We start from the raw sequence: 24,074 nt of genomic DNA on the forward strand, positions 1-24,074 counted from the left end.
ACGGTACCGTCACAAACAGTACATAATAGTATCTTCCGCGACACCACGGCTGTTTGCCTGTTAACCGGATAGAACGGGCCGTCTTGGCAGCATGGCCGGGTGACCGAGATGACCGACCACAGGCCTGTCCCCACGGTGGCTGTACAGGGCGCCCGGCCACCCGCCGTCCTGTTCATGGCGGCCGTACTGCGCGGTGTGACGGCGGCCGGGCTGGGCCTCGGCGCGCTGGCGGTCCCGGTGATCCTGATGTGGATCAGCTCGCCGTATCCGGACAGCGGCCCACGCGGGGCGCTGCACGTGGCCGCCGGGCTGTGGCTGCTGGCGCACGGCGCGGAACTGGTCAGGGCGGAGACCCTCTCGGGCGCCCCCGCGCCCGTCGGGGTCGTGCCGCTGCTGCTGATGGTGCTGCCCATCTGGTCGGCGCATCGCGCCGTACGTGACACGCTCGAGTCAGGGGCTGGGGCCCGGGGTGCGGTGGGCCTCGTGGTGTCCGGAGTGACCTGTGGCTATCTGCTGATCGCCACGACGGTGGCGATGTACTCCACCGGTGGGGCCCTCGAGGCCGAACCGCTCAGTGCGGCGGTGCACCTGCCCGCCGTGACCGTCCTGTCAGCCACGGCGGGTGCCTGGACGGCGTGCGGACGACCGCTTGGGCCGCTTCCCGCATGGGTTCCCGCGGGACTGCGCGGCTCAGGCACGCGCACCCGGTGCGTCGTCGCGCTCCGCGCCGCGGGTGCGGCGACGGCGACACTGGTCGCCGGCGGCGCCCTGCTGTTCGCGGCGTCCCTGGTGTGGCACGCGGAGGCCGCGGGGGATCAGCTCGTACGGCTCGCGGCGGACTGGCCGGGGCGCTTCGCGGTCGTGGTGCTGGCGCTGATCCTGGTGCCGAACGCGGCGGTCTGGGGCGCCGCCTACGGCCTCGGCTCCGGCTTCGCGCTCGGTACGGCCGGCACCGCGACGCCTCTCGCGGTCGCTGAAGGTGCGACGCCACCCCACTTCCCGCTGCTCGCCGCCGTACCGACGCAGGGCCTCGAGACGCCGCTGATCTGGGCGTGTGCCGCCGTTCCGGTGGCGGCGGGCGGTGCCGTCGCGTGGTGTACGAGTCGTGCGGCGCGCGACGCGTGCACGGCGGACGGCGGAGGCCGGGGGGCGGCCTGGGGTCGCCGTGAGACAGCCCTCGTCGCCCTGCTCGCCGCCGCGCTGTGTGCGGTGCTCATGGCGCTGCTGGCGGCCTGGGCGGGCGGGCCGCTGGGGACGGCGGGACTGGCCGACTTCGGTCCGGTCTGGTGGCTCACGGGTGCGGCGGCATTCGGCTGGACGGCGGCCGTCGGCGCCCCGGTCGCGGTCGGTGCTCACACCTGGCACATGCGTCGTGCGACCAGCGGCAGCAGGCCTGACCCGCGTGAGGTCTGCCGCGCTGCCTCGAAGCGGGCGGTGCAGGGGCTCCTGGGCCTGGTGCGGGGCGTGGCGGGCATGCCGGGGCCGAAGAGCCCGGATGCCGGTGCCGCGCCCCCGCCGGTCGCCGAGCCGGAGGCACCCGAGCAGGACGAGCCGGCACCTCCAGCGACGGACCTGGATGCGTCCGACCCGGCCCCGGCCAGGGACCTGGATACGTCTGCCACGGGCCCGGCCGTGGACCTGGATGCGTCCGACCCGGCCAAGGGCACGGCGGGGGCCGCGGCCGGCCAAGACACCGACGAAGGTGCAGGGGCGTATGCAGCTCCGGATGCCGAGAGGGGCACGGGCGGGCCCGGCACCGACATGTGTGCGGTGAAGGGTGTGGACGCGGGTGCCCCGGACGTGGACGTACGTGCGGAAAGGAATGCTGCCCCGGACGCCGACTCGAAGGGCCAGGGCGGCCGGCCCTGACTGGCCTACTCCTGAACGCCGACCAGCTTGCGCAGCGGATCGGGCAGGAGGTCGTTGCACGCGAGCTGGCCCGACTTGGTGAGGGCATCGTCGCGGCAGGTGTAGAAGTCGCGGTAGACGAGCTGCATCGTGAAGGTCATCGCGACGATCACGAGCGCGACCGCCGCCATCACCATGCCGCTGACCGCGGCTGTGACCTGAGGTCTGCCCCCGCCCGCCTGGGCTCCCGCACCGGCGGTGCCCGCCGTACCCATGGCGCCCGCCGTGCCGGCTGCTCCCACTGCCGGCTCAGCAGCCTGGCGGCGTGCCTTGGCGCGCAGGGAGCTGCCGCCCCAGTACAGCGCGAGCGCGCCGAGCAGCAGGGCGATCTCGCCGAGGTCGAAGAGGGCGAAGAAGAAGGCCCACATGCCCGCGAGCAGCGCATAGCGGGCACGACGCTGGGCCGGGTCCGTCGGGTCCCAGCGAAGGCTGCTCCCGGGGCCGCCCTCGGAGCCGCCCTGTCCGCTCTGCCCGCCGGGCCTGCCGCCGAAGCCGCCCGATGAGCGTCCGGGCTGGCGGCTGCTCCACTGGCCCCAGCCCGACGACGGACGGCGGCCACTCTGACGGCCATCGTCATCGCCCTCGCCGTCACCCTCGCCACCACCGGTGCCGTGATCTCCGGCGCCCCGCCGCGGCTGCCACGGCTGGTCGGGGGAACCCTCAGGCGGCGGTGCGAAGGGGTTGTCGTCTGCGGACCCCTCCGCCGGTTCCGTGGACTGGCGCTCCCGCAGCAGCGGGGACCCCGGCATCAGGGAGCCCCGCTCGCGGGCGAGCGGGGAGCGGAGAGCCATGCGACGGTTTCGGACCGGCGTGGACGGCATGTGACGAGTGACTTCCCCTCTGGACTGCTGCTGAGTACCGCTGGGTACCCGCTGTACTCGGGCTCCGTATGCGGATGAGCCCTGCCCCAGACGCTACCTCCCGGCCACGCCCCCGTCCCGCGGGGGCCGCTTGGTGTGCCGGTATCGTTGCTGACGGTCGACGGCTTCGTAGAGTTCCCCGTATCGCCGGACTCGTTTTATTCGTATGACCACACAAACGTCATCACGCCGCAAACGCAACACGAAAAGAGTCCCCGTGGCTGCCGCCCGCCTCGTCGTCCTGGTCTCCGGATCCGGCACCAACCTCCAGGCGCTGCTCGACGCCATCCACGACGATCCCCGGGGCTCCGAGGGCTTCGGGGCCGAGATCGTGGCGGTCGGCGCCGACCGCGACGGGATCGCCGGCCTCGAACGGGCCGAGCGTGCCGGGCTCCCGACCTTCGTGTGCAGGGTGAAGGACCATGCGACCCGTGAGGAGTGGGACCGCGCCCTGAGCGAGGCCACCGCCGCCTACGAGCCGGACCTCGTGGTGTCGGCGGGCTTCATGAAGATCGTCGGCAAGGACTTCCTCGCCCGCTTTGGCGGCCGGTTGGTGAACACCCACCCCGCCCTGCTCCCCAGCTTTCCCGGGGCCCACGGCGTCCGCGACGCGCTCGCGTACGGCGTGAAGGTCACCGGATGCACCGTCCACTTCGTCGACGACGGCGTCGACACCGGCCCGATCATCGCGCAGGGCGTGGTGCACGTCCGGGACGAGGACGATGAAGCCGCTCTGCATGAGCGCATCAAGGAAGTCGAGCGTCAGCTGCTCGTCGATGTCGTGGGGCGTCTGGCCCGCAACGGCTACCGCATTGAGGGACGAAAGGTAGTTATCCCGTGACCGCCGAAACCATGAAGCGGCCCATCCGGCGCGCGCTGGTCAGCGTCTACGACAAGTCCGGTCTGGAGGAGCTCGCCCGCGGTCTGCACGAGGCCGGGGTGGAGCTGGTCTCCACCGGCTCCACCGCAGGCCGAATCGCCGCCGCCGGGGTCCCGGTCACCAAGGTCGAGGAGCTGACCGGCTTCCCCGAGTGCCTCGACGGCCGGGTCAAGACGCTGCACCCGCGCGTGCACGCCGGGATCCTCGCCGATCTGCGCCTCGACGCGCACCGCGAGCAGCTCGCGGAGCTGGGCGTCGAGCCGTTCGACCTCGTCGTGGTCAACCTCTACCCGTTCCGCGAGACCGTCGCTTCCGGCGCGAGCCCCGACGAGTGCGTCGAGCAGATCGACATCGGCGGCCCCTCGATGGTCCGCGCCGCCGCCAAGAACCACCCGTCGGTGGCGGTCGTCACCAGCCCCGGGCGGTACGCCGACGTGCTCAGCGCCGTGGGGGCGGGCGGCTTCGACCTGGCCGCCCGCAAGCGCCTCGCCGCCGAGGCGTTCCAGCACACGGCCGCGTACGACGTGGCCGTGGCGTCCTGGTTCGCGTCCTCGTACGCCCCGGCCGACGAAAGCGGCTTCCCCGACTTCATCGGCGCCACCTACCAGCGCTCCAACGTGCTGCGGTACGGCGAGAACCCGCACCAGGACGCGGCGCTGTACGTCACCGAGGCGGGCGGCGGGCTCGCGCAGGCCGAGCAGCTGCACGGCAAGGAGATGTCGTTCAACAACTACACGGACACGGAGGCCGCGCGGCGTGCCGCGTACGACCACGCCGAGCCGTGTGTGGCCATCATCAAGCACGCCAACCCCTGCGGTATCGCGATCGGCGCCGACGTCGCCGAGGCGCACCGCAAGGCACACGCCTGCGACCCGCTGTCGGCCTTCGGCGGGGTGATCGCTGTCAACCGCCCGGTGTCCGTGGCGATGGCCGAGCAGGTCGCCGAGATCTTCACCGAGGTCATCGTCGCCCCGGGCTACGAGGACGGCGCGGTCGAGGTGCTCGCCCGCAAGAAGAACGTCCGCGTGCTGCGCTGCCCCGACGCTCCCGCGGCCCCCGTCGAGGTCAAGCCGGTTGACGGCGGAGCTCTGCTCCAGGTCACCGACCGGCTCCAGGCGGACGGCGACGACCCGGCGAACTGGACGCTGGCCACCGGCGAGGCCCTTGACGCCGCCGAGCTCGCCGAGCTCGCCTTCGCCTGGCGTGCCTGCCGCGCGGTGAAGTCCAACGCGATCCTGCTGGCCAAGGACGGCGCTTCGGTGGGCGTGGGCATGGGACAGGTCAACCGCGTCGACTCCGCGAAGCTCGCGGTGGAGCGCGCGGGCGCTGAGCGTGCGCCGGGTTCCTACGCGGCCTCCGACGCGTTCTTCCCCTTCCCTGACGGCCTGGAGATCCTGACCGCCGCCGGCGTGAAGGCGGTGGTGCAGCCGGGCGGTTCGGTGCGTGACGAGCAGGTCGTCGAGGCGGCGAAGAAGGCCGGCGTGACGATGTACTTCACGGGGACGCGGCACTTCTTCCACTGAGGTGCACAACGCGCTGAGGTGCTGGTGCCGTTGGCACCAGCACCGCTCCCTGTCCACCCGCCATGAAGTCCGTTGCCTGGCGGCGGACTCAGGACCGGGCACACACGACGGCGGCGGGCCCCGACGGAATCGTCGGGGCCCGCCGCCGTCACTGAGTCGCGTCAGGCGCGCACGACCACCGTGCTGCACACCTTGTCGGCGAAGGTCTGCTTCTTGCTGTCCCAGATCGGCCACAGCCAGCCGATGTAGCAGGCCAGGCTGTCGAGGAAGTGGGCCAGCTTGCGGACGAAGGCCATGCCGAAGCCGAGCGTGGAGCCGTCGGCCTCCTTCAGCAGGCGGATCTTGAGGGCCTTCTTGCCGATCGACTGACCGGTCGTGCCCTCCAGGTAGAGCTGGTAGAAGAACATGCCGATCAGGTACACGAAGCCCAGGATGCCCAGGACGGCGAAGCCGCTGTCGTTCGCCGAGCTGCTCATGGCCACGCCTATGCCCGCCAGCAGGTAGTACGGACCGACGATGATCAGCATGTCGAGCAGGTAGGCGCCGAACCGCAGACCCCAGTGGGCGAGTTCCGGCATCTGCCCGTACCCGGGCTGCTGGCCGTATCCGGCCTGGGGGTACGCAGGCGCCTGGGGATACTGACCGGGCTGCTGGGGGTAGCCGTAACCCTGCTGCGGCACGCCCTGCGGGGCCTGCTGCGGGTAGCCGTATCCGGGCTGGCCCTGCGGGGGCTGCTGGGGCTGCTGTCCGTAGGGGTTGTTCGGGTCGCCGAAGCTCATGGCGAGGGTTCCTCCGTTGGTTTTGCGGGGACGGCGCGGTCCTGACGGAGGAGAATCACAAAAATCGTGCGGTGTGCCCCCCGACACTGCCCGCGGCACTGCGCCCGGACATCGTGGTCGTAACGCCGGTTTTTTGTCCAGTCGATAAGAGTATGTGTTGCATAAGTGCAACCTCGTGTCACCGTGTGGTGTCCCTAATTGGAACAGGGCAGGGGTCATCCGCGAGGATGGGGTCATGACCGCCCAGATTCTCGATGGCAAGGCCACCGCAGCCGCTATCAAGTCCGATCTGACCGCCCGTGTGGCGGCGCTCAAGGCTGCGGGTGTCACTCCCGGCCTGGGGACGCTGCTCGTCGGTGAGGACGTCGGCAGCCAGAAGTACGTGGCAGGAAAGCACCGTGACTGTGCGCAGGTGGGCATCGCGTCCCTCCAGCGCGAACTGCCCGCCACCGCCTCGCAGGAGGAGATCGAGGCGGTCGTCCGGGAGCTCAACGACAACCCCGAGTGCACGGGCTACATCGTGCAGTTGCCGCTGCCCAAGGGCATCGACACCAATCGCGTGCTGGAGTTGATGGACCCGGACAAGGACGCGGACGGACTCCACCCCATGAACCTGGGGCGCCTGGTGCTCAACGAGAAGGCGCCGCTGCCCTGCACCCCCGCGGGCATCATCACGCTGCTGCGCCGCCATGGCGTGGAGATCAACGGCGCGCATGTCGTGGTCGTGGGGCGCGGGGTCACCATCGGGCGGCCGATGCCGCTGCTGCTGACCCGGAAGTCCGAGAACGCGACGGTGACGCAGTGCCACACCGGCACCCGTGACCTCTCCGCCCAGCTTCGGCAGGCCGACATCATCGTCGCCGCCGCGGGTGTGCCGCACCTGGTGAAGCCGGAGGACGTGAAGCCGGGTGCGGCGGTCCTCGATGTGGGCGTCAGCCGTGACGAGACCGGGAAGATCGTCGGCGACGTGCACCCCGGCGTCACCGAAGTGGCGGGCTGGGTCGCCCCGAATCCCGGTGGCGTCGGCCCGATGACCCGGGCGCAGCTCCTGGTCAATGTCGTCGAGGCGGCAGAGCGGGCCACGGCCGGCGCTGCGGGCTGAGCGGTCATGGGAAAGCCCGCACCGGGGCCGGACACCCCGGATCGTGACGCCGGCGGCGCACACGAGACGCCTGACGAGATGCCTGAGGAAACGCCCGGCGAGGCGCGTGACGAGGCATGTGACGAGGCGCGTGTGACAGGCGATCCGGTCGCGTCCGGAGGAGAGCGTGGGAGAAGTCACGAGGGGGACCGGGACGAGGGCGACCTGGGGGAAGCCCGGCGGGGGAGCGGGTCCCGGTCCCGTCGTCCGCCCAAGGTCACCCGCGACACCGCCCGTCCGGAGGGTGGTGGTCGGGCAGCGCCCGGCGACGCCCCCGCCCCTGCCCGCCAGTGGCCGCTGCTCACGGTGATCGGGATGGCGGCGCTCGGACTGCTGATCGTCGGCGCCGACCCGTTCCCGCAGTCCTTCCGTGTCGGCACGATCCTCGTCGGCGTCGCCCTGCTCACCGGAGCGGTGCTGCGCCGCGTGCTGCCCTCCGTGGGCATGCTGGCGGTGCGCTCGCGGTTCACCGACATGATCACGTACGGGCTGCTGGGCATCGTGATCGTGCTGCTCGCGCTGATGGCCCAGCCCAAGCCCTGGCTGGAGGTCCCGTTCCTGGAGGGCGTGGTCCGCATCACCGTCCGCTAGGTACCTCCGCGTCGGCTTTTCCGGTCGGCCTTCTTCGGCCCCCGCCCCGTCCTGTACGGCGGCGGGGGTCGAAGCCTTTCAGCAGGAGGAGGCCGAGCTGATGCGGATCTTGTCGACGACCCACGAGTTGAAGTACGTGGTGTTCTCGGGCGGGGTGCACCAGGTGTTGCCGTTGGTGAAGTGGGTGTAGACGATGTCGTCGCGACGTGTGTTCACCATTCGGTCGGCACCCTTGCTGGCGCCCAGGTTCTGCCAGCCGCTGGTGACGTCCTTGAACTGACCGGTCTTCGTGCTCCCCTTGTAGAAGCAGACGTACGGCCAGTTGCACGAGGCCTGGAGCCCCGCGTCCGACTGGGAACTCGCCCCGGCCGTGGGGGCGAGCGAAAGGCCGGCGCCGATGGCTGCTGCGGCGACGGCGAGCACGATGCGCTTGCGGACGGCGTTCATGTATCTGTTCCCTCCGTTGTCCGCCCGGGCGTGGTCACCCGGCACGGAATCCGACTGTCGCGCGCCAAGTCCGCCTCTCTCCAGGGGAATCCGGTGGGTCGAGACCTTGTGGGACGTCCTGCGCGCTGAGCTGCCGGGACGCGTTCATGCATGACAACACCGTGGGACGCAAGGGTCTTGTCGTCTTCTCGCCAAAGCCGCGAATGGGGTGGAATCGTCACTGTCGGTAGTGATCTCATGGGGGTGGAGCAAACCGGAGGAACCGGCCGGGAATCGGGGGTGTGCCATGTCCAGATGGAAGGAACTGCCGGCTGCGCTGGCCGACCACGAGCGCAGGCTGATCGCCCAGTTGCGCAGGCTCAAGGACCACAGCGGGCTCAGTCTCACCGCACTCGCGGACAGGACCGGCTACAGCCGCTCGTCCTGGGCGCGCTACCTCAACGGCAGGCAGCCCGTGCCACGGGGCGCTGTCGAGGAGCTGGCGCGGGTGTGTGCCGTGGAGCCGACGCGGCTGGTCGTGCTCTGTGAGGTCGCCATACGGGCCAGGGGGCGGGCAGGGGGCGGCATAACCGGCGGGGCGCGCCGGTGACGAGCCGCCCCGAGTGTGAGCAACTGGTCGGCGAGCTACGGCGGCTGCGGGCGCGGTCGGGGCTGAGTCTGGCCGCCCTGGCGGCCCGTACCCCGTACAGCAAGTCGTCCTGGCAGCGCTATCTGGGCGGCGAGCAGCCCGTGCCGCGTAGTGCCGTGGAGGCTCTCTGTGCGGTCACTGGTGAGCCCCCGCGCCCGCTGCTCGCGCTCTGGGAGCTCGCGGACGCGGTGTGGAGTGGCAGGGCCGTCCGGGCCCGGGAGGCGCCCGTCGATGGCCGAGGCGGGCGAAGTCCGGTCGGGCCCTCACCGGAGGGGGAGGTGCTGTCCGGGGTGCCCTGGTTCGAGGCGGCCCGAGTCCCTCGTCGCGTCTGTGTGGCGACTCTGCTGACCTCGCTCGCGACGGCGGTGGTGGTCGCGTTCGGAGTCGTACTCGTCCGCCGCCTGTGTCGTGCTCGTCCGGCATGACCGCCGCCGTGCAGTGACGGGCCCATCCTCTCCCCCGTGGGAGGACGGGCGCCGTCGTGGGCAACAGCGTCATGCACGCGCCAATCGCGATGCAAGCGGGTTAGGTGTCCGTGGCACGGAGGTGGCGGTTCCGCTGTGGTGTGATCGTGGCTCGGCGGATGCGAGACTGATTCGGGCTTCGGGGCAGGGGCGCACGCGGGGGAGTGCGCAAATGTCCCGAATGCTCCCCGTGCGCCCCAGCCGCAGGAACTGACATCCTGGCTCTGCGCATCCCTCCGGGCGAGTCCGGAGGCGTGGCAGGGGGCACCACAGCGCGGGGCACATCAGGCACGTCGGGGGGACAAGGGGGAAGCAATGCCTCGTTGGAAGGCGCTACCGGAAGAGTTGGACCCTCAGGTCAAGGAGTTCGCGAGCCAGCTGCGCAGGCTCGTGGACCGCAGCGGGCTGAGTATCGCGGCCGTCTCGGACCGGACAGGGTTCAGCAAGACGTCGTGGGAGCGCTATCTGAACGGGCGGCTGCTCGCACCCAAGCGCGCGATCGTGGCGCTCGCCGAGGTCACGGGGACGAACCCGGGCCACCTCACCACCATGTGGGAGCTCGCGGAGCGCGCCTGGAGTCGCGCCGAGATGCGGCACGACATGACCATGGAAGCCATCCGCATCTCGCAGGCGCGTGCGGCACTCGGGGAGTTCGGCGCGGACGCGCCGGGCGGGCCCGGCGGCATGGCCGGGTCCTCGAGGACGGCGGCGCCGCCGTCCGGCCCGGGCGGGGAGGCGTACGGCTCCGCCGGTCCCGCCCAGGGCGGGGGCCGGCGAGCCATTCCCCAGCAGCGAGGCGGAGGGCACGCGGCCGCTCCGGGCTCGGCGGACCGGGGGCGCGGCCGTGGTGGGCGCAGCAGGGTGCCGCTGTTCATCGCAGGCGTCGTCGGCGCGCTCCTGGTGGTCGCGGCAGCCGTGCTGCTGACCGACCTCGGAGGAGGCGGCGAAGAGAAGAAGGGTGGCACGGTGGCCGAGGCGCCGTCCGCCACCCCCAGCACCAGTGCCCCCGAGCTGCCCGCCGGGGTCAAGTGCACCGGAGCCGACTGCACCGGCCAGGACCCGGAAAGCATGGGGTGCGGCGGTCAGCTCGCCACCACGTCCGCACGGGCCACCGTCGGTACGGCTGTCGTGGAGGTCCGCTACAGCGAGACCTGCGCGGCTGCCTGGGCCCGGATAACCAAGGCGGCGGCGGGGGACAAGGTCTCGATATCCGCGGGCGAAGCGGCGGAGAACGGCCTGGTCAACGCGGACGGGGACGCATACACCCCGATGGTCGCGGTCGCCTCGAAGGCGGATGCCGAGGCCTGCGCGACCCTCACGAGCGGCACGAAGGGATGCACGACCGAGCAGTGAGCGAGGGTGGCGGTGCGCGCGGTGAACAGCGGTGCGTGCCGTGAGCGGCGGTGCGCGCGGTGAGTGGCGCGCTTGCCCGCCCGGGCGGAGTCCGGCCCGAGTGAGCCGCGCCACAAGGCGGTGGCACTCTCAGGGGGCGGCAGTGGGGCGGCCCCCGGGTCGGATAGCCTGACGCCGGATATCTCTTCACGTCGAGAGATCGATCAGTACGGTGGAGGTATCCAGCACCCGGGGCAGGGAACCCCACCGCCAGCTGTCTTACGGAGATCGCTATGACCCGCACTCCCGTGAATGTCACCGTCACCGGCGCGGCCGGCCAGATCGGTTACGCACTGCTCTTCCGCATCGCCTCCGGCCAGCTGCTTGGCGCGGACGTGCCGGTCAAGCTGCGCCTGCTGGAGATCCCGCAGGGTCTGAAGGCCGCCGAGGGCACCGCCATGGAGCTCGATGACTGTGCCTTCCCGCTGCTCCAGGGCATCGACATCACCGACGACCCGAACGTGGCGTTCGACGGTGCCAATGTCGCGCTGCTGGTCGGCGCCCGTCCGCGGACCAAGGGCATGGAGCGCGGTGACCTGCTCTCCGCCAACGGCGGCATCTTCAAGCCGCAGGGCAAGGCCATCAACGACCACGCCGCGGACGACATCAGGGTCCTCGTCGTCGGTAACCCGGCCAACACCAACGCCCTCATCGCGCAGGCCGCGGCTCCGGACGTTCCGTCCGAGCGCTTCACGGCGATGACCCGGCTCGACCACAACCGCGCGATCTCGCAGCTGGCCGCCAAGACCGGCGCCGCCGTCTCCGACATCAAGCGCCTGACGATCTGGGGCAACCACTCCGCGACCCAGTACCCGGACATCTTCCACGCGGAGATCGCCGGCAAGAACGCCGCGGAGATCGTCAACGACCAGGCCTGGCTGGCCGACACCTTCATCCCGACCGTCGCGAAGCGCGGCGCGGCGATCATCGAGGCCCGTGGTGCCTCCTCCGCGGCCTCCGCCGCCAACGCCGCCATCGACCACGTCCACACCTGGGTCAACGGCACCGCCGAGGGTGACTGGACCTCCATGGGTATCCCGTCGGACGGCTCCTACGGCGTCCCGGAGGGCCTCATCTCCTCCTTCCCGGTCACCTGCAAGGACGGCGAGTACGAGATCGTCCAGGGCCTGGACATCAACGAGTTCTCCCGCACCCGCATCGACGCGTCGGTCGCGGAGCTGGCGGAGGAGCGCGAGGCGGTCCGCGGTCTCGGCCTGATCTAGCTTTCTGCGGCTTCTGCCGCAATCGCCTCTGGGGCGCCACACCGCGGTGTGGCGCCCCAGAGCACTTTGAGGGCTCCTGTGCCAACCTGGGCCCATGACTCCCGGTACCGGAAGCGGACACGAGCAGGGCGGCCCCCGTCTGGTGCTGCTGCGGCATGCCAAATCCGCCTGGCCGGAGGGTGTCGAGGATCATGAGCGCCCGCTTGCCCCGCGGGGTCGCAGCGACGCCGCGGAGGCCGGTCGGCTGCTGCGTGAGATGGATTGCGTGCCGGACCTGGTGGTCTGCTCTCCCTCCCGCAGGACCCGCGAAACCTGGGACCTCGTAGCCGCCCCGCTGGGTGGCGCGCAGCTGCCGGTGACGTACGACGAGCGGGTGTACGCGGCCGAGCCTGACGAGCTCATCACCGTGCTCCGCGAAGTCCCCCCGGAGACGGGGACCGTGCTGCTGGTGGGCCACAACCCCGGCATCGAGGAGCTCTCCGCCGCCCTCAGCGGCGACGCGGACCTGGATTCCCTCGCCTGGATGACGGAGAAGTTCCCGACCTCCGCCTTCGCGGTGTTCGCGCTCGGCACAGGCTGGGCGGCACTGGTCCCCGGAGCGGCGCGGCTGGTGTCGTTCGTCGTCGCCAGGGCGTCAACGGACTGAGCGTGCCCACGGCCCCCACGGCCGGGCACCGGGCCCGGTCAGTTTCGGCCTGATCGCAAGTCCTGGCCGACCCCGCTCTATCGAACTCCTGTGCGATCTCGTGCGGCTGCTCCGCCGGGCGCGGCTGTCGCACCGCCGCTCGGGCCCGCTCGCCGGGCTATCCGGAGTGAGGCCGACCACTTCCAGCCACCCGTCACGCATGCTTTGCCCGCCCCGGGGCAGGCGACCCGTTCACCAGTCTTCGCTGGTGAGAGACATACCGGGAATGGAAGGCCAAACGCGACGTGTCGGTACAACTGACCATCCACGTGGACGGAGATTGGCGCAAAGCCGACTCCGGAGCCACGCGAGAGATCCTCGACCCCGTCGACGCCACCGCCTTCGCCATCGTGGCGGAGGGTGGTGCCGCGGACACCGATGCCGCGATCGCCGCCGCGCGCCGCGCGTTCGACCAGGGGGACTGGCCCCGTACACCGGTGGCCGAGCGGGCCGCGCTGCTGCGGCGGGTCGCCGGGCTGCTGCGGCGGGACCGCGAGGAGCTCGGGCTGCTCGAGAGCCGGGACGCCGGTAAGACCGCGGAGGAAGGGCGCATCGACATCGACTGCGTCGCCGACGCGTTCGCGTACTTCGCCGACCTGGTCGTGAACGAGACCGGACGTGTCGTGGACGCGGGCTCCAGCGAGATCCACAGCGTGGTCGTGCACGAGCCCGTGGGCGTCTGCGCGCTGATCACGCCCTGGAACTATCCGCTGCTCCAGGCAAGCTGGAAGATCGCCCCGGCGCTCGCCGCGGGCAACACCTTCGTGATCAAGCCCAGCGAGCTCACCCCGCTGACCACGGTCGCGCTGATCCGCCTTCTCCAGGAAGCGGGGCTCCCCACGGGCGTCGCCAACATCGTCACCGGCGCGGGCCACACCGTCGGCGCCCGGCTCGCCGAGCACCCGGATGTCGACCTCGTCTCCTTCACCGGTGGCATCGTCAGCGGTACCAAGGTCATGCGCGCCGCTGCGGAGACCGTCAAGAAGGTCGCCCTGGAGCTCGGCGGCAAGAACCCGAACGTGGTCTTCGCCGACGCCTGCACCACCGGCGCGGGCTTCGACACCGCGGTCGACCAGGCCCTGAACGCCGCGTTCATCCACAGCGGCCAGGTCTGCTCGGCCGGTTCCCGGCTGATCATCGAGGAGTCGCTGCGCGAGCGCTTCGTGGACGAGCTCGCCCGCCGTGCCGAGAAGATCCGTATCGGCCGCGGTACGGACGACGGCGTCGAATGCGGTCCCCTCGTCTCCGCCCAGCAACTCGCCAGGACCGAGGAGTACGTGGCCTCCGCCCTGGCCGAGGGCGCCGTACTGCGCGCGGGCGGCACCCGGCCCGAAGGTCCCGGCTACTTCTACCGCCCGACCGTCCTCGACCGCTGCCACCGCGGCATGCGCGTCATCCGCGAGGAGGTCTTCGGGCCGGTCCTGACCGTGGAGACCTTCCGCACCGAGGACGAGGCCGTCGCCCTCGCCAACGACACCGAGTACGGCCTCGCGGGCGGCGTCTGGAGCGGCGACCCCGGACGCGCCAGGCGGGTCGCCGGCCGGCTGCGTCACGGCACGGTCTGGATCAACGACTTCCACCCCTACCTCCCCCAGGCGGAGTGGGGCGGCTTCGGCAAGTCCGGTATCGGCCGGGAGCTCGGCCCGGCCGGGCTCGCCGAGTACCGCGAGACCAAGCACATCTACCAGAACCTCGCCCCGCGCCCCGTGCGCTGGTTCGCAGGCTGAGACAGACGCGGAGCAGGACACACCATGAACAAGCCCAAGCACATACCCGAGTACGACTATGTCGTCGTCGGGGGCGGCACCGCGGGTTCGGTGATCGCCTCGCGGCTCACCGAGAACCCGGGCACCACCGTCGCCGTCATCGAGGGCGGCCCCAGCGATGTCGGCCGGGACGACGTGCTGACCCTGCGCCGCTGGATGGGTCTGCTCGGCGGGGAGCTCGACTACGACTACCCGACCACCGAGCAGCCGCGCGGCAACTCCCACATCCGGCACAGCCGCGCCCGGGTACTCGGCGGCTGTTCGTCGCACAACACGCTGATCGCCTTCAAGCCGCTGCCGTCCGACTGGGACGAGTGGGAGGAGTCCGGCGCCGAGGGCTGGAACGCAGCAGCCATGGACCCGTACTTCGACCGGCTGCTCAACAACGTGGTGCCGGTGGACGAGGCCGACCGCAACGCCATCGCCCGCGACTTCGTCGACGCCGCCCAGGCCGCGCTCGGCGTCCCCCGCGTCGAGGGCTTCAACAAGAAGCCGTTCGACGAGGGCGTGGGATTCTTCGACCTCGCCTACCACCCGGAGAACAACAAGCGGTCCTCGGCTTCGGTCGCCTACCTCCACCCGGTGATGGACGAGCGTCCCAACCTCACCATCCTGCTGGAGACCTGGGCGTACCGGCTGGAGCTGGACGGCACCCGCGCCACCGGCGTGCATGTCCGTGGCAAGGACGGTGAGGAGCAGCTGATCACCGCGCGCCGCGAGGTCATCGTCTGCGCCGGCGCGGTCGACACCCCGCGCCTGCTGATGCACTCCGGTATCGGACCCAAGTCCGACCTGGAGGCGCTCGGCATACCCGTGGTCCACGATCTGCCGGGCGTCGGCGAGAACCTGCTCGACCACCCCGAGTCGGTGATCGTCTGGGAGACCCACGGGCCGATCCCGGAGAACTCGGCGATGGACTCCGACGCCGGCCTGTTCGTGCGCAGGGACCCCGAACACCAGGGCCCCGACCTGATGTTCCACTTCTACCAGATCCCGTTCACCGACAATCCGGAGCGGCTCGGCTACGAACGCCCGCCGCACGGCGTGTCGATGACCCCGAACATCCCCAAGCCGCACAGCCGTGGCCGTGTCCACCTCACCAGCGCCGACCCGGCGGTCAAGCCCGCGCTCGACTTCCGCTACTTCACGGACGAGGACGACTACGACGGCCGCACGCTCGTGGACGGCATCCGCATCGCCCGCGAGATCGCCAAGGCCGAGCCGCTGGCGGGCTGGCTGAAGCGGGAGGTCTGCCCGGGGCCCGAGGTGACGGGCGACGAGGAGCTGAGCGAGTACGCGCGCAAGGTCGCGCACACCGTCTACCACCCGGCCGGCACCTGCCGCATGGGTGCGGCCGCCGATGAACTCGCGGTGGTGGCGCCGGACCTGAAGGTCCGGGGCCTGGACGGAATCCGTATCGCGGACGCCTCCGTCTTCCCGACGATGCCGGCCGTGAACCCGATGATCGGCGTCCTGATGGTGGGCGAGAAGTGTGCCGAACTGCTCAAGGAAACGGGGAGTGAGACCCGATGACCGAAACGACCAATGCGACCGTGACGGACGACTCGACCGCCACGGACGACTCGCCTGTGTTCGCCGTACGCAACCTGTGGAAGGTCTTCGGGCCCAAGGCCGAGCGCGTCCCGCAGTCGGCCGAGCTCGCCGGTCTCGACCCGGCCGAGCTGCGCGAGCGCACCGGCTGCACCGCCGCCGTACACGACGTGAGCTTCGACGTGCGCCGCGGCGAGGTGTTCGTCGTCATGGGACTGTCCGGCTCCGGCAAGTCGACCCTCGTCCGCTGCCTGACCCGGCTGATCGAACCGACCTCCGGTTCGATCGCGATCGACGGCGAGGACGTGCTGTCGATGGACAAGGCACGGCTGCGTGAACTGCGCAGGCACCGGGCCTCGATGGTGTTCCAGCACTTCGGCCTGCTGCCGCACCGTTCCGTGCTCGACAACGTGGCGTACGGCCTGGAGATCCAGGGCCTCGGCAGGTCAGCCCGCCGCGCCAAGGCCGCCGAGTTCATCGCCAAGGTCGGCCTCGACGGCATGGAGCACCGTCGCCCCGGACAGCTCTCCGGTGGCCAGCAGCAGCGCGTCGGCCTCGCCCGCGCCCTGGCCGTCGACCCCGAAGTGCTGCTCTTCGACGAGCCGTTCAGCGCGCTCGACCCGCTGATCCGACGGGATATGCAGGACGAGGTCGTCCGGCTGCACCGCGAGGAAGGCCGCACGATGGTCTTCATCACCCACGATCTGAGCGAGGCGCTGCGCCTGGGTGACCGGATCGCGCTGATGCGGGACGGGCGGATCGTGCAGCTCGGCACGCCCGAGGAGATCGTGGGTTCGCCCGCCGACGACTACGTACGGGACTTCGTCCGCGATGTGCCGCGTGAGCAGGTCATGACCGTACGTACGGCGATGCGCCCGGCCGAGGACGCCAAGGAGGCCGAGGCCGGTCCCGCCGTGGCACCCGACGCCACCGTCTCCGAGGCCATCGAGGCGGTCGCCCGCGTGGGCATGCCCGCCCGGGTGATGGAGAAGGGCCGCTGCATCGGCGTGGTCGACCACGCCGCGCTGCTCGCCGTGGTCGCCGGCACCGACATACAGGCGGTGGCGGCATGACGAGCAGCAGGAAACCCGGGCCGGATACCGCGACTCGGAAGGTGAGGTGGTGCGGATGAGCGGCGTGACCGTGGACTCGGTGACCAAGACCAAGAAGCCCGACGCAGTGGGGTCGGCACTCGCGCCGCCCGGTGGCCTCGGCGACTTCGTACGCCGCCGCCGCGGACTGCTCGCGGGCGGCGCCGTCCTGGCCGTGCTCGTGGTGCTCGGCGCGCTGCTGCTCGGCGGCGGAGGCTGGCCCTCCGCGCTGACCGTCGACATCTCGGCGCCGCTGGACGACGCCAACGACTGGGTGATCGACAACCGCGACACCCACCCCTTGTTCCTCTACTTCCTGCTGCATCTGTCCAACACGGCCACCGACGGGGTCAACGCCGTGTACCAGGGCCTTGACGCCCTCGGCTGGCTCGGTGTGGTGGCGGCCGGAGTGCTGGTCGCCTGGCGCGCCGCCGGTCTCGGGGCACGCGGCGCCCGGGTGGCGCTCACCGCGCTCGGGGCGTTCACCGTGTGCGGGCTGCTCGGCATGTGGGACGCCACGCTGATCACCATCGCGCTGATGGTGGTGGCCGTGGCGGTGGCCGCCGTGCTCGGTGCCCTGATCGGGCTTCTCGCCGGGATCTTCGACAGGTTCGACCGGGTACTGCGCCCGGTGCTGGACACCATGCAGGTGCTCCCGGCGTTCGCGTATCTGCTGCCGTTCGTGCTGGTCTTCGGCACGGGTACACCCGCCGCGCTGTTCTGCACGGTCATCTACGCGGCCCCCCCGATGGCCCGGCTCACCACGCTCGGCCTGCGCGGCGCCGACCCCGGGGCCCTGGAGGCGGCTCAGTCGCTCGGCGCCAGCGGCTGGCAGCGGCTGTGGACGGCCCGGCTGCCGCTCGCGCGCAAGCAGATGCTGCTCGGCCTCAACCAGACGATCATGATGGCGCTCTCGATGGTCGTCATCGCCGCGCTCGTCGGCGCGGGCGGCCTCGGCGAGGAGGTCTACTCGGCGCTGTCCACGACGGACGTCGGCAAGGCCTTCGCCGCAGGCGTCCCGATCGTGCTCATCGCGATCTGGCTGGACCGTACGACGGCGGCGGCGGGCGACCGCCTGGCCGCGACGGATCCGGGTGGCGGCTGGCTGCACGGTGGCAGGGCCTGGGCGCTGGTCGCCGTGGGTGCCGGCGCCGCAGCCGCCGTGCGCACCACCACCTGGCCCGAGGCGTGGACGTACGAGATCTCCACGCCGGTCAACCAGGCCCAGGAGTGGATCACCGAGAACCTCGCCTTCGTGGAGGTCTGGGCCCGGGAGTTCACGCTGTGGATCCTGAACCCGCTGCGGGACACCCTGATGTGGCTGCCGTGGTGGTCGGTGCTGCTGCTTGTGGCAGCCGTGGCCTGGCTGGTGGGCAACTGGGTCTCCGCGCTCACTGCGACCGGCGCGATGGCCGCCGTCGGCGCGCTCGGCGTCTGGGCCAAGTCCCTGGACACCCTGTCCCAGGTGCTCGCGGCACTGGTGGTCACGCTGGTGCTGGGCATCCTCGTGGGTGTGCTCAGCGCACGGGCCGGATGGCTGGAGCGGCTGCTGCGTCCGCTGCTGGACGCGATGCAGACGATGCCGCAGTTCGTGTACCTGATCCCGGTGGTCGCGCTGTTCGGCGCCACCCGTACCTCCGCGATCGTCGCGGCGGTCGTGTACGCGCTGCCCGCCGTCGTCCGGATCACCACCCAGGGTCTGCGCGAGGTGGACCCGGGCGCGATGGAGGCCGCGCGCTCGCTCGGCTCCTCCGCGCGCCAGCAGCTTCTCGGCGTCCAGCTCCCGCTGGCCCGACCGGCCCTGCAACTCGCCGTCAACCAGGGCGTGGTGCTGGTGCTGGCCGTGGTCGTCGTCGGCGGTCTCGTCGGTGGCGGTGCGCTCGGCTACGACGTCGTGAAGGGCCTGTCCCGGGGCGAGATGGGCCTCGGCATGACGGCGGGTCTCGCGATCGTCTGCCTGGGACTCGTCCTCGACCGGATCACCCAGCCGACGGCGCGTACCGCACGCAAGCACGGCTGACCCCCGCCTTTCCCACCTTTACCCGCTTTCCGACAGGAGCACCAAGCACCATGCGTACTGCTATTCGCACCGCCACCGCGCTCGCCGGCGCCGTCGGCGTCCTCTCCCTGACCGCCTGCGGCGCCGCCGACACCGGCAAGGGCAACGACGTCGGCGGCGACAAGACCGTCAAACTGACCGTCCCCTCCTGGGTCGGTGCTCAGGCCAACGTGGCCGTGGCCAAGCACATCCTCGAGAAGGAGCTCGGCTACAAGGTCAAGACCCAGCAGATGGGTGAGGTGCTCGCCTGGGACGCGCTGTCCAAGGGCGACATCGACGCGGTCCTCGAGGACTGGGGCCACCCCAAGGAGGAGAAGCAGTACCTCGAGACGAAGAAGTCCGTCGTCAAGGGCGGCGACCTCGGCGTCACCGGCCACATCGGCTGGTACGTGCCGAAGTACTTCGCCGACAAGCACCCGGACGCCACCGACTGGAAGAACCTCAACAAGTACGCCGAGGAGTTCAGGACGGCGGAGAGCGGCGACAAGGGCGAGCTGCTCGAGGGCTCGCCCGACTACGTCACCAACGACGACGCGATCATCAAGAACCTGAAGCTGGACCTGAAGACCAACTACGCGGGTTCCGAGGCCGCCCAGATCACGGCGATGAAGAAGTACGAGAAGGAGAAGAAGCCCTTCCTGACGTACTGGTGGACCCCGCAGTGGCTGAACGCCGAGATCGACATGGTCGAGGTCAAGCTGCCCGAGTACAAGGAGGGCTGCGACGCCGACCCGAAGAAGGTCGCGTGCGCCTACCCGCACACCCCGCTCCAGAAGTACTTCAACGCCGACTTCGCCAAGAAGGGCGGCGAGGCGGCCCAGTTCCTGAAGAACTTCAAGTGGACGACCGACCAGCAGAACGAGGTCGCGCTGATGATCGCGGACCAGAAGATGTCGCCGGAGGCCGCGGCGGAGAAGTGGGTCAAGGAGAACGAGGCCACCTGGAAGGCCTGGCTCCCGAAGAAGTAGCGGTTGCCTGAACCGACCGTACGAGCGGGCGTTGCCGGGGCCACCCTCACGGGCCCGGGGCCGCCCGCTCGTGCGTGTCCCGGCTGCGGCCCGCGTTGTCCCGGGCCGGTACGCAGGCGGGGCGGATGTGCCGGGGGGAGTGGTCGTGAGCGGTGAACGGCGTCGCGTCGGTTCGGGTGCGGCGGTCGGCTACTGCGGCTTGGTCGCGATCTGGATCAGGTTGCCGCAGGTGTCATCGAGAACCGCGACGGTGACCGGGCCCGTCTCCAGGGGCTCCTGGGTGAAGCGGACGCCGAGGCCGCGCAGCCGCTCGTACTCCGCCGTCACGTCGTCGACGGCGAACTGCGCGAGTGGGATGCCGTCCTTGACCAGCGTGTCACGGTAGGCCTTGGCGGCCGGGTGACGTGCGGGTTCCAGCAGGAGTTCGGTGCCGCCGGGCTCGTCGGGCGAGACGACGGTCAGCCACCGGTCCTGCTCGCCCACCGGGATGTCGTGCTTCTTCACGAAGCCGAGGACCTCGGTGTAGAAGCGCAGGGCCTCGGCCTGGTCGTCGACGAAGACACTGGTCAGATGGATCTTCATGAGGTGCTCTCCGCGGTGAGACGGTCGTCGGCCACGACCTCAGGATAGGGGCCGTTGACGGGGCCCTCAGGTCCGTGGCACCCCCGTGTCCCCGGACCGTCGTCGGACCCCGACCTCGGAGCCGTCCCCGCGGCGGCGCGCGGCATCAGTGCGCGAACTGCCCCGGCGTGTAGTGGCCCGGCACGGCCCGGGTGGTGACACCGAACCGGTTCCAGGCGTTGATCACCGTGATCGCGGCGATCAGCTGCGCCAGCTCCGCCTCCTCGAAGTGCGTCGCCGCCTTCTCGTACACCTCGGCCGGCACGAAGCCTTCCGTCAGCACGGTGATCGCTTCGGTGAGCTCGATCGCGGCGATCTCCTTGGGCGAGTAGAAGTGCTGCGACTCCTCCCAGGCGCTGAGCTGGATGATCCGCTCGGGGGACTCCCCGGCCGCCAAGGCGTCCTTGGAGTGCATGTCGAGACAGAAGGCGCAGTGGTTGAGCTGCGAGGCACGGATCTTCACCAGCTCCAGCAGCACGGGGTCGACCCCCTTCCGCGCCGCCGCGTCCAGTCTGACCATCGCCTTGTAGACCTCGGGGGCGTGCTTGGCCCACTCCATGCGGGGCGCGGGTTCGGGGTTGAGCTCGTGGTGCGTGTGGTTCGTGGTCATGGCATCGACCATATGCTCGGCATGGCGCACCGATGTGGTCCATTTCCGCGCCGGATGACTGGGCCACTTGCCGCGCCGGCGGCACCGGGGAGAGCAGGTGCGGAGGCCGCGTGCGCACAGCCGACGCGCCCTTCGTGGGGCGGAGTAGGGTCCACCTCCATGGCGGATGAATGGGCCGGCTTCGGGGCCGACCTGCACCTCGAGCTGCGCGGCCAGGGGCTGCGCGCAGGCCTCATGGACGCGTTGCGGGAGGCCGTGCGCACGGGGCGGCTCGCGCCCGGGGCCAGGCTTCCTTCGTCCCGTACGCTCGCCGCCGATCTGGGGATCGCGCGCAACACCGTCGCCGACGCCTACGCCGAGCTCGTCGCCGAGGGCTGGCTCACCGCACGGCAGGGGTCCGGCACCCGGGTCGCCCGGCGTGCGGCGCCGCGCAGGAGCGGGGCTGCCTCGCCGACTTCGCCGCGCACCGGCCGGGTCCGGCAGCGGCCCGCGTACAGCCTCGTGGCCGGTACGCCCGATCTGGCGTCGTTCCCGCGTGCCGAGTGGATCAAGGCGTCGCGGCGGGCACTGACGGCCGCGCCGCACGAGGCGTTCGGGTACGGAGACCCGTACGGACGCGTCGAATTGCGTAACGCGCTCGCGGACTACCTGGCGCGGGCGCGCGGGGTGTACGCCGAGCCGGGGCGCATCGTCATCTGCTCCGGCTTCGTCCACGGGCTGACGCTGATCGGCACGGTGCTGCGGCAGCGGAAGGTGCGGGACGTGGCCGTCGAGGCGTACGGCTACGCCGTGCACCGCGAGCGGCTCGGCGACACCGGACTGCGTCTGCCCGCACTGCCCTTCGACGCGCTCGGCAGCCGCACCGGGGAACTGGCCGCGATGAAGGACGTCGGTGCCGTGCTGCTCACTCCCGCGCACCAGTTCCCGATGGGCGTCGCGCTGCATCCCGACCGGCGGACCGAGATCGTGGACTGGGCGCGGCGCTCGGGCGGGCTGGTCCTGGAGGACGACTACGACGGGGAGTTCCGCTACGACCGCCAGCCCATCGGTGCGCTCCAGGGACTCGACCCGGACCGGGTCGTCTATCTCGGCACGGCCAGCAAGGCCCTGGCTCCGGGCCTGCGGATCGGCTGGCTGGTGCTGCCGCCGGGCCTGGCCGATGAGGTCGTGGCGGTGAAGGGCCCCGTGGACTGGGCGACGAGCACGCTGGACCAGCTCACGCTCGCGGAGTTCCTCGTGTCCGGTGCGTACGACCGCCATGTGCGCGGGATGCGGCTGCGCTACCGCCGACGCCGTGACCAGCTCGTCGAGGCACTCGCGGAACGCGCCCCGGAGATCACGGTCAGCGGTATCGCGGCCGGGATGCACGCGGTACTCGAACTGCCCCCGGGCACCGAGACCTCCGTAGTCCAGGCAGCCGCCTGGCAGGGCCTGCTCGTCGAGGGCCTCGCGCAGTACCGCCATCCCGCCACCCCACCCACGCGCGACGCCCTCGTGGTCGGCTACGGCACCCCGCCGGACAGCGCGTGGTCGGGCACGCTCGACGCGCTGTGCCGGGTGCTGCCGTAAGGCCCGCCACGGCCGTGGCTGGGTCCGTCAGGGCACAGGGCCCTCCGGTGGCCGTTGCGTCTCCGGCGTCGGGAGCTCCCCGAAGCGGGCCAGTGCCAGTGCCCCCGCCACGGAGATCGCGAAGCCGGTCACGGCCAGCCAGGCGAGGCCCTCGCGGGGGCGGTCGCCGAGCCAGACGACGCCGACTGCCGAGGGGAGCAGCGTTTCGGACAGGACCAGGCCGGCCGTCGCCGTGGTCACCGAGCCGCGGGCGAAGGCGGAGGTGAGGAGCAGGAAGGCGGAGGCGCCGCCGAGGACGACGGCGTAGAGCGCCGGGCTGCTGAAGTCCAGCGAGTCGAGGAGCCGCACCGCCACCTCGGGCACCCCGAAGCCGATCCCCGCGCCCAGCCCGAGTGCCAGGGCCCGGGAGCGGCCAGGCAGGCGGCCCGCTGCCGCGCCGATCAGCAGGACCACTAACGCCGTGCCGAGCAGCGCCCACTTCAGGGCGGGCGGCGGGGGAGTGCTGCCCTCCGGGCCCGAGGCGAGGCCCAGCATCGCGAGACCGAGGCAGACCACGCCCACCGCGGTCCACTCGACCCGGCTGAGCCGCACCGACAGCAGCCGGGTCGCGGCGACCGCCGTGACCGCCAGGCTCGCGGCGAGGGCCGCGCTCACCGCGTAGATCGGGATCAGGCGGAGTGCCACGACCTGGAGGGCGAAGCCCGCCCCGTCCAGGGCGAGCCCGGCGACGTACCGCCACTGCCGCACCGCGCGCAGCAGCAGGGCCGCGTCCACCCCGGAGGTCGCGTCCGGGTCGGCGACGGACCGGGCGGCGATCGCCTGGAAGACCGTGGCCAGGCCGTAGCAGACGGAAGAGGCGACCGCGCAGAACATCCCGAAGTACACAAACCGACTCTAGATGGGGAGGCTTCGTGGACCAGGCTTACGGCGGCGCGGCACGGCCCTCTAGTGTGTGCGGCGGTTCATCGAGTGGCTTGATGTGTACGCAGATGTGTACGAGAACGAGAACGGGGAGGCCGGGGGGATGGCGCGGCGCAGGCTGAGGTCGGGGACGGTCGTGCTCGGCGGCATGGGGGTGCTCGCGGCGACGCTCACCTCCTGCGGCTCGGAGCCGGACGAGCGGTGCATCGACCCGGTGACATACGAGGTCCTGCCCGACTACGAGTGCGACGACGATGACGGCGGCGGTGGCCACGGCCGCTACTACTACGGCGGCAACGTCAGCAACGGCAAGGCCTCGGGTGGCAGCTACGACAAGTCGGCCGTCAAGACCGGCGGTTTCGGCTCCTCCGGCTCCAGCGGCGGCTGAGCAAGAAAC

The 24,074-nt window shown here is 71.2% G+C and carries 22 protein-coding genes and 1 pseudogene; 17 read left to right on the plus strand and 6 right to left on the minus strand.

Annotation, left to right across the window (positions count from 1 at the left end):
- Nucleotides 1-108: 108 nt before the first annotated feature.
- Nucleotides 109-1,869: a DUF6350 family protein gene (locus ABZ532_RS07405; protein ID WP_361280465.1), complete on the plus strand. Its 1,761-nt coding sequence runs from the start codon at nucleotides 109-111 to the stop codon at nucleotides 1,867-1,869.
- A 5-nt stretch (nucleotides 1,870-1,874) separates the two neighbouring features.
- Here the strand turns inward: ABZ532_RS07405 and ABZ532_RS07410 are convergent, their stop codons facing one another.
- Nucleotides 1,875-2,657 carry a hypothetical protein gene (locus ABZ532_RS07410; RefSeq protein WP_361280466.1) on the minus strand — a complete coding sequence of 261 codons (783 nt, stop codon included), beginning with the start codon at nucleotides 2,655-2,657 and terminating at the stop codon, nucleotides 1,875-1,877.
- A gap of 277 nt (nucleotides 2,658-2,934) precedes the next feature.
- Between ABZ532_RS07410 and purN the strand changes: the two genes are divergently transcribed.
- Both purN and purH read left to right on the plus strand, forming a co-directional pair.
- Nucleotides 2,935-3,609: a phosphoribosylglycinamide formyltransferase gene (gene purN, locus ABZ532_RS07415; protein WP_361280220.1), complete on the plus strand. Its 675-nt coding sequence runs from the start codon at nucleotides 2,935-2,937 to the stop codon at nucleotides 3,607-3,609.
- 11 nt (nucleotides 3,610-3,620) lie between these two features.
- Nucleotides 3,621-5,171 (plus strand): bifunctional phosphoribosylaminoimidazolecarboxamide formyltransferase/IMP cyclohydrolase, encoded by a 1,551-nt coding sequence (gene purH / locus ABZ532_RS07420; RefSeq protein WP_361280467.1) that lies wholly within the window; start codon nucleotides 3,621-3,623, stop codon nucleotides 5,169-5,171.
- A 161-nt stretch (nucleotides 5,172-5,332) separates the two neighbouring features.
- On the opposite strand, the gene ABZ532_RS07425 is transcribed toward purH, so the two are convergent.
- Nucleotides 5,333-5,950 carry an RDD family protein gene (locus tag ABZ532_RS07425; RefSeq protein ID WP_361280221.1) on the minus strand — a complete coding sequence of 206 codons (618 nt, stop codon included), beginning with the start codon at nucleotides 5,948-5,950 and terminating at the stop codon, nucleotides 5,333-5,335.
- A 235-nt stretch (nucleotides 5,951-6,185) separates the two neighbouring features.
- Here ABZ532_RS07425 and ABZ532_RS07430 point away from each other — a divergent pair, with 235 nt between their 5' ends.
- Together ABZ532_RS07430 and ABZ532_RS07435 are read left to right on the plus strand one after the other, a co-directional pair.
- A complete protein-coding gene (locus tag ABZ532_RS07430; protein ID WP_361280223.1) occupies nucleotides 6,186-7,052 on the plus strand; it encodes a bifunctional methylenetetrahydrofolate dehydrogenase/methenyltetrahydrofolate cyclohydrolase in 867 nt (288 codons plus the stop codon).
- Nucleotides 7,053-7,130: 78 nt separating this feature from the next.
- The gene (locus ABZ532_RS07435; protein WP_361280225.1) at nucleotides 7,131-7,682 is read left to right on the plus strand and encodes a DUF3017 domain-containing protein; all 552 of its coding nucleotides are present in this window, start codon (nucleotides 7,131-7,133) and stop codon (nucleotides 7,680-7,682) included.
- 78 nt (nucleotides 7,683-7,760) lie between these two features.
- Here the strand turns inward: ABZ532_RS07435 and ABZ532_RS07440 are convergent, their stop codons facing one another.
- Nucleotides 7,761-8,129 carry a hypothetical protein gene (locus ABZ532_RS07440; RefSeq protein ID WP_361280226.1) on the minus strand — a complete coding sequence of 123 codons (369 nt, stop codon included), beginning with the start codon at nucleotides 8,127-8,129 and terminating at the stop codon, nucleotides 7,761-7,763.
- Nucleotides 8,130-8,415: 286 nt separating this feature from the next.
- Between ABZ532_RS07440 and ABZ532_RS07445 the strand changes: the two genes are divergently transcribed.
- The 10 genes and pseudogenes from ABZ532_RS07445 to ABZ532_RS07490 all read left to right on the plus strand — a co-directional run bounded on the left by ABZ532_RS07445 (nucleotide 8,416) and on the right by ABZ532_RS07490 (nucleotide 19,956).
- The gene (locus ABZ532_RS07445; protein WP_361280227.1) at nucleotides 8,416-8,718 is read left to right on the plus strand and encodes a helix-turn-helix transcriptional regulator; all 303 of its coding nucleotides are present in this window, start codon (nucleotides 8,416-8,418) and stop codon (nucleotides 8,716-8,718) included.
- Nucleotides 8,715-8,960: pseudogene (locus ABZ532_RS07450) on the plus strand (helix-turn-helix transcriptional regulator); the annotation flags it as partial. The gene ABZ532_RS07445 and the pseudogene ABZ532_RS07450, both read left to right, overlap by 4 nt.
- Before the next feature lie 576 nt (nucleotides 8,961-9,536).
- Entirely contained in the window at nucleotides 9,537-10,574 is a 1,038-nt protein-coding gene (locus ABZ532_RS07455) for an XRE family transcriptional regulator (protein ID WP_361280228.1), read from the plus strand.
- Between the two features lie 272 nt (nucleotides 10,575-10,846).
- A complete protein-coding gene (locus tag ABZ532_RS07460) occupies nucleotides 10,847-11,836 on the plus strand; it encodes a malate dehydrogenase (RefSeq protein WP_361280229.1) in 990 nt (329 codons plus the stop codon).
- Between the two features lie 94 nt (nucleotides 11,837-11,930).
- Nucleotides 11,931-12,482, plus strand: a complete 552-nt coding sequence (locus ABZ532_RS07465) for a histidine phosphatase family protein (RefSeq protein ID WP_361280230.1) — start codon at nucleotides 11,931-11,933, stop codon at nucleotides 12,480-12,482.
- 284 nt (nucleotides 12,483-12,766) lie between these two features.
- The gene (locus tag ABZ532_RS07470; protein WP_361280231.1) at nucleotides 12,767-14,248 is read left to right on the plus strand and encodes an aldehyde dehydrogenase family protein; all 1,482 of its coding nucleotides are present in this window, start codon (nucleotides 12,767-12,769) and stop codon (nucleotides 14,246-14,248) included.
- Between the two features lie 24 nt (nucleotides 14,249-14,272).
- Nucleotides 14,273-15,820, plus strand: coding sequence for a GMC oxidoreductase (locus ABZ532_RS07475; RefSeq protein WP_361280232.1), 1,548 nt, complete (start codon nucleotides 14,273-14,275; stop codon nucleotides 15,818-15,820).
- On the plus strand, nucleotides 15,817-16,911 hold the full coding sequence (locus ABZ532_RS07480) for a glycine betaine/L-proline ABC transporter ATP-binding protein (RefSeq protein WP_361280233.1): 1,095 nt from the start codon (nucleotides 15,817-15,819) through the stop codon (nucleotides 16,909-16,911). Before ABZ532_RS07475 ends, ABZ532_RS07480 begins: the two co-directional genes overlap by 4 nt.
- Before the next feature lie 55 nt (nucleotides 16,912-16,966).
- A complete protein-coding gene (locus tag ABZ532_RS07485) occupies nucleotides 16,967-18,949 on the plus strand; it encodes an ABC transporter permease subunit (RefSeq protein WP_361280234.1) in 1,983 nt (660 codons plus the stop codon).
- Between the two features lie 50 nt (nucleotides 18,950-18,999).
- Nucleotides 19,000-19,956, plus strand: a complete 957-nt coding sequence (locus ABZ532_RS07490; RefSeq protein ID WP_361280235.1) for a glycine betaine ABC transporter substrate-binding protein — start codon at nucleotides 19,000-19,002, stop codon at nucleotides 19,954-19,956.
- Nucleotides 19,957-20,145: 189 nt separating this feature from the next.
- On the opposite strand, the gene ABZ532_RS07495 is transcribed toward ABZ532_RS07490, so the two are convergent.
- Both ABZ532_RS07495 and ABZ532_RS07500 read right to left on the minus strand, forming a co-directional pair.
- A complete protein-coding gene (locus ABZ532_RS07495) occupies nucleotides 20,146-20,538 on the minus strand; it encodes a VOC family protein (RefSeq protein ID WP_361280237.1) in 393 nt (130 codons plus the stop codon).
- A 145-nt stretch (nucleotides 20,539-20,683) separates the two neighbouring features.
- On the minus strand, nucleotides 20,684-21,187 hold the full coding sequence (locus ABZ532_RS07500; RefSeq protein ID WP_361280239.1) for a carboxymuconolactone decarboxylase family protein: 504 nt from the start codon (nucleotides 21,185-21,187) through the stop codon (nucleotides 20,684-20,686).
- Nucleotides 21,188-21,346: 159 nt separating this feature from the next.
- On the opposite strand from ABZ532_RS07500, the gene ABZ532_RS07505 reads away from it, so the two are divergent.
- Complete coding sequence (locus tag ABZ532_RS07505) at nucleotides 21,347-22,756, plus strand: PLP-dependent aminotransferase family protein (protein WP_361280240.1); 1,410 nt, start codon at nucleotides 21,347-21,349, stop codon at nucleotides 22,754-22,756.
- Between the two features lie 27 nt (nucleotides 22,757-22,783).
- Here ABZ532_RS07505 and ABZ532_RS07510 read toward each other — a convergent pair whose 3' ends face one another.
- Nucleotides 22,784-23,641 (minus strand): hypothetical protein, encoded by an 858-nt coding sequence (locus tag ABZ532_RS07510; protein ID WP_361280242.1) that lies wholly within the window; start codon nucleotides 23,639-23,641, stop codon nucleotides 22,784-22,786.
- A 139-nt stretch (nucleotides 23,642-23,780) separates the two neighbouring features.
- Between ABZ532_RS07510 and ABZ532_RS07515 the strand changes: the two genes are divergently transcribed.
- Nucleotides 23,781-24,065: a hypothetical protein gene (locus ABZ532_RS07515; protein ID WP_361280468.1), complete on the plus strand. Its 285-nt coding sequence runs from the start codon at nucleotides 23,781-23,783 to the stop codon at nucleotides 24,063-24,065.
- Nucleotides 24,066-24,074: the final 9 nt, after the last annotated feature.

It is taken from the genome of Streptomyces sp. NPDC019396, assembly GCF_040632375.1.
Taxonomy (GTDB): Bacteria; Actinomycetota; Actinomycetes; order Streptomycetales; family Streptomycetaceae; genus Streptomyces.